3 protein-coding genes and 1 pseudogene are annotated in these 4,617 nt (G+C 67.9%); 1 reads left to right on the top strand and 3 read right to left on the bottom strand.

The window, feature by feature from the left end; genetic code table 11:
• Window positions 1-298 (top strand): IS200/IS605 family transposase (tnpA, locus tag QIT00_RS38560; RefSeq protein WP_282540170.1); only part of this gene is annotated, 298 nt, incomplete at its 5' end.
• Between the two features lie 655 nt (window positions 299-953).
• Here tnpA and QIT00_RS38555 read toward each other — a convergent pair.
• The 3 genes and pseudogenes from QIT00_RS38555 to proP form a co-directional block, all read right to left on the bottom strand.
• On the bottom strand, window positions 954-1,160 hold the full coding sequence (locus tag QIT00_RS38555; RefSeq protein WP_282540169.1) for a hypothetical protein: 207 nt from the start codon (window positions 1,158-1,160) through the stop codon (window positions 954-956).
• Window positions 1,161-2,132: 972 nt separating this feature from the next.
• Window positions 2,133-2,363, bottom strand: a pseudogene (locus tag QIT00_RS38550) (hypothetical protein); the annotation flags it as partial.
• Between the two features lie 139 nt (window positions 2,364-2,502).
• The gene (gene proP, locus QIT00_RS38545; protein ID WP_282540168.1) at window positions 2,503-3,957 is read right to left on the bottom strand and encodes a glycine betaine/L-proline transporter ProP; all 1,455 of its coding nucleotides are present in this window, start codon (window positions 3,955-3,957) and stop codon (window positions 2,503-2,505) included.
• Window positions 3,958-4,617: the final 660 nt, after the last annotated feature.

The raw sequence follows: 4,617 nt of genomic DNA, 5'->3' as shown, positions 1-4,617 counted from the left end.
TGAGGAGATCATGCGCGATGTGTGCGCGGACTTCGGCGCCGAGCTGCGCGAGTTCAACGGCGAAGCAGACCACGTCCACTTGCTCGTTCACTATCCGCCCAAGGTCGCCCTGGCCCGCCTGGTCGGCTCCCTCAAGGGCGTCTCCGCACGCCGACTTCGCCAGGAGTTTCCCGACCACATCAACCGCTACCTGTGGGGCGAGCACTTCTGGTCACCGTCCTACTTCGCGGCCTCCGTCGGCGGCGCCCCGCTCGCCATGGTCAAGCAGTACATCGAGAACCAGAAGCGGCCCGACTGACCGACATGGCACAGCAGTTCCCGGCTCTGCCGGGCAGCCGTAGGGGCGCTCCGCGCCCGTCAAACCCGGCACCGCGACGCTCCGCGTCGCAACCACGAGACGCGATTCCTCCCGGCCCTGAACGGCCGGGGTTCCTCGCAAGAATTCCGCTGAAACCCGTCGACAGAGGGATCCCAACGGACAACCCCTACGAGAGTAGCCCGGTTCGGCCTGACCAGGCAGCCGGAGGTCACCGTGGCGGTCCACGTCGCCCCGGCGCCGACCGGGCTAGTGCGTTCGAAGTTCTCGCGGTGGCCTTCACCGCGTGATTTCACGTAACTGATAGGAAACCGGCGGGCAGTTGTGCACTCTGCGGCATCGCCACGAGCTTGACCGCTTCGGCTCCGCTGGTAGCCGTGGGCGGCGATGTCGCCGCCCGGAGGGTCCGGCCGTGTCCGTCGGACCGGGCCGAGCATGGTGGCGAACTTACGCACCAGGTCATGGGCTTGGTTCAGTTCCAGGCAGTGTTCGAGTGGTCGTTTGAGTTCTTCGTCGGCGTAGCAGGGGCTTTGGCGGTGCGCTGCCATGCGGTGCGGTGCGGAGGTGGTCCAGCGGGCGACCCGGCGAGGACCGGTGTCGGCCACCGCGTGCACCGCCCGTTCCGTACGGTCAGACGTCAGGAGACCTCGAACAGCGCCCAAATGATTGCGGCCGACACGGCGACGACCATGAGCACCGCGATCGTGCCGCATAACAGGTTGAGCCCGCGGATGAGACGCTCTTCCTCGTCGCGGCGCTCCTGCTTGGCTCCCGCTTCGAGGCCGGCTCGCTTGTTGCCCAGGTGGCTGCCCGCTTCACAGGGGTGGGGTATGTGTTCGCTCACCGCAGTTCCTCCGGGGAGACAGTGTGTGGGCCCATCCCTGGACCGGCGATACGAGCGCCACCTGGCTTCAGCCGCGGAGCCTGGCCAGGGGCGGAACTCAGGGGGTGCCTGCCCCGCTGTCTGTCGCCTCGTCACCGTAGGAGCCGCCGAGTGGCTGACGGAATGGTTCGGGCGACCACATCCGAGGTGGCTCCTGACCGGCTCGGCACCCTTGCCCCTTCGTTTCGCGGCCTGCTACGGCAGCGACCTTGCGGCATCTCGGGACTCACACACCGGATCGTGGATGGCGCGCAGCACGTCTGAGTGGGTGTGCCGGTCGCTTAGAGGTCCTTGAACAGAAGCCGTGTCCTGCATACCGGCATCCAGTGGGAGTACCTGTCTCAGGAACTCGGCTTCGATTCCGGGGGAAGTGTTGGCGGCGGCTCGCCGCGTGGAACGAGACCGCGTGTGAGACCGGTTGAACGCCGTGCTGCTGACTGACCGTGTGTGGCGAAGCAGTTGGACTGGTCCCGGGCGGTGATCGACTTCAGTCATGTACGGCCGCCCGCGAGGGGCGCGACAGAGCACGTCCATGGATCGTCCAACTGGTGCCGCACGGCCTCGATCGGCGCTGCCGCCGCCGAGCCGTCTGTACCGCTTGGGATGGGCTCGCCGTGATGAGCGCCTCGACCAGGAGCTCCTGGGCGGTCAGGCCATCTGGTTGTCCGGCGGCCCCGGCGCGGTCGACCCACCGCAGATGGTTCACAACAGCCGCCCAGGTCTGCGGATCGGTCGTCGGCCGGTCCCTGAGCCCGGGCGTGCAGTAACAGCCCGAGCCAGCACGCGACGGGCGCCCGCACCGGGCGCCTCCCCCGGCAGCGACCTGTGCGGGCGGCCAGACGTCCTGTGCCTGTCACACGGCGACGGCGCCCCAGGCCCGCAGCCCCGCGGCGTTCTCGCTCCGCTCGCCGTGCCCCAGCTTCTGCTCGCGACGGCCCGCCGCAGGATCCCGTGGGACAGCGTCCGGTCGTCCAGGCCGCCCACTGCCAGCAGATCCGCACGGAACAGCGTGTCGCCGAGCACCTCACGCACCCGGGGGTCCGCACCCCGGCCTTGCTGGTGCCCCGGCGGCGTGAACGCCAGGTGCTGCTGCTCCTGGTAGGCGGTTTCGGCGATGCGGCTCTGCGTCTGGCCTCCACAGCGGTGCCGCACCGCGTGGAGCATCCCACCCACTCGACATGTCAACGACGGCAGCGCCTGGCCCTGGCCCTGGCCCTGGCCTCAACAAGGGTGCCAGTCATCAGACTTCGCTTCAGTGACCGTCGAATCCACCGCCCTTGGACACTCCCGGTCTCGGCGCTGCTCAGCCTCGCTGCGCCTCCACCAACTCCCGCGCCTCCTCCGGTGTACCCACCGACGGAGGAGAGCCCTCCAAAGGCTTACGGGCCGTTTCCTTCATCGTGAGGACCGCGATGAGGCCGACGAAGCCGGCCAGCATCGTGTAGTAGGCGGGCATCAGGTCGTTGCCCGTCTTACTGATCAGAGCGGCGACCACCAGCGGCGTCGTGCCGCCGAACAGGGACGCCGAGATGTTGAAGCCGATGGAGAGTGAGCCGTAGCGGACTTCCGTGGGGAAGAGGGCGGGCAGGGAGGCCGACATGGCACCCAAGTAGCAGACCAGGGTCAGGCCGAGGATCAGCAGGCCCACGAAGACGGTGACCGTGCTGCCCTGCTTGATCAGCAGGAAGCAGGGCAGGGCCAGGACCACGAAGCCGATGGAGCCCGCCATCAGGACCGGCTTCCGGCCCACGCGGTCGGAGAGGCGTCCCACTGAGTTGATCACGGCCATCAGGACCAGCATGACGACGACGATCGACATCAGGCCGCCGGTCTCGCCGAAGCCGCGCTCGGTGAGGTAGGTCGGCATGTACGAGAGCAGCATGTAGTCCGTGATGTTGAGCGCCGCCACCAGGGCGACACACAGGAGCAGCGGGCGCCATTGGCTGGTGAGCATGTCCTTGAAGGACTTCTTCTCGCGCTCAGCCGCCGGGCTCGCGCCCTCTTCGAGCTTCTGGAACGCCGGGGACTCATCAAGCTTCATGCGCAGGTACAGGCCGACCAGGCCGAGCGGCCCGGCCACCAGGAACGGGATCCGCCAGCCCCAGGCCAGCATCTGCTCCTGGCTCAGCATCATCGTCAGTGCCGTCACCAGGCTCGCCGCGACCGTGTAGCCGATCAGGGTGCCGAACTCCAGGAAAGATCCCCAGAATCCGCGGCGCTTGTCCGGCGCGTACTCCGCGATGAACGTGGCGGCGCCCCCGTACTCACCGCCCGTCGAGAAGCCCTGGACCATACGGCACAGCACCAGGAGTATCGGCGCCCACAGGCCGATCGTGGCGTAGCTCGGGATCAGGCCGATCGCCAGCGTCGCCGACGCCATCAGGATCATGGTGAGAGCGAGGATCTTCTTGCGGCCGACCTTGTCGCCGAGCGGGCCGAAGAAGAAGCCGCCGAGCGGGCGTACGAGGAACGCGGCCGCGAAGGCGGCGAGCGAGGACAAGGTCTGGGCCGTGTCGCTGCCCGTGGGGAAGAAGACCTTGCCGATGGTGACGGCGAGATAGGCGTAGACGCCGAAGTCGAACCACTCCATGGCGTTGCCCAGCGCGGTGGCCTTCACGGCCCGCTTGACGTCCTGCTCCTCGGCGACGGTGATGTCCGTCTGGCGCAGGCGGGGGTTCTTGCGCCGGTGGACAGCTCGGAACAGGGTGCGGTGGCGGGCCACCGTCTCGGGGGTGGGGACGGCTTCGTCTTGCTGCACGGAGGGCTCTCTGGAGTTTGGGCTGGCACTGAAAGGCCAAGGGTGTGTCAAGTAGTACGCCGCCCATACCGGGCCTGGCACGGCCGAAAGTCCCTTATTGGATGGGCTTTCGGCCGTGCCGTACGAGAGTGGGAAGAATTCGGGTCCATGAAGCAGCGGTCCATAGGCCATTGCCGGCGTCGACTTCCGCTGCGGGGCGGATCGCTGGACAACCGCGCGAAGGTGGCCCGCTCCGCGGTCCGCGCGTGCGCGACGCGGTCGGAACCGGATCGCGATCCTGGCCAGGTTCAACCTGGACGACGGAGTCGCGGCCGGCCTCTGGCTCGACGAATCGCTCCAGGTCGCCCGCTGGACAGAGCCCGACGGCACGGTCGACGCACTGGAGTTGACCGTCGGCCGCTCCCTGCTCAACCCTGCTTGAGGAAGCCCGCCAGTTCCTCCCGCGTGAGCCGGACCTGGTCGACCGGATCAGCCGGGACGGCTCGGCCCGTTCCCTGTGCGTCCACTGCAACAAGTGCATGCCGATCAACTTCTGAGGTACGCGCTGCGTCCTGGCGTGATCCACCGGATTACCGCGCCATTCCCCCCGTTATCTTCTTCGCGGTCCTGCAAGAGGGCCGCTGGCCTTCGGGCCCGGCATGACTGTGTCCCCCTGTCGAA

Origin of the sequence: Streptomyces luteolus (assembly GCF_029968015.1) — a bacterium.
GTDB lineage: Bacteria > Actinomycetota > Actinomycetes > Streptomycetales > Streptomycetaceae > Streptomyces > Streptomyces luteolus.
The sequence above is the reverse complement of the archived record's forward strand: the minus strand, read 5'-3'. Positions and strand labels throughout refer to the sequence as shown.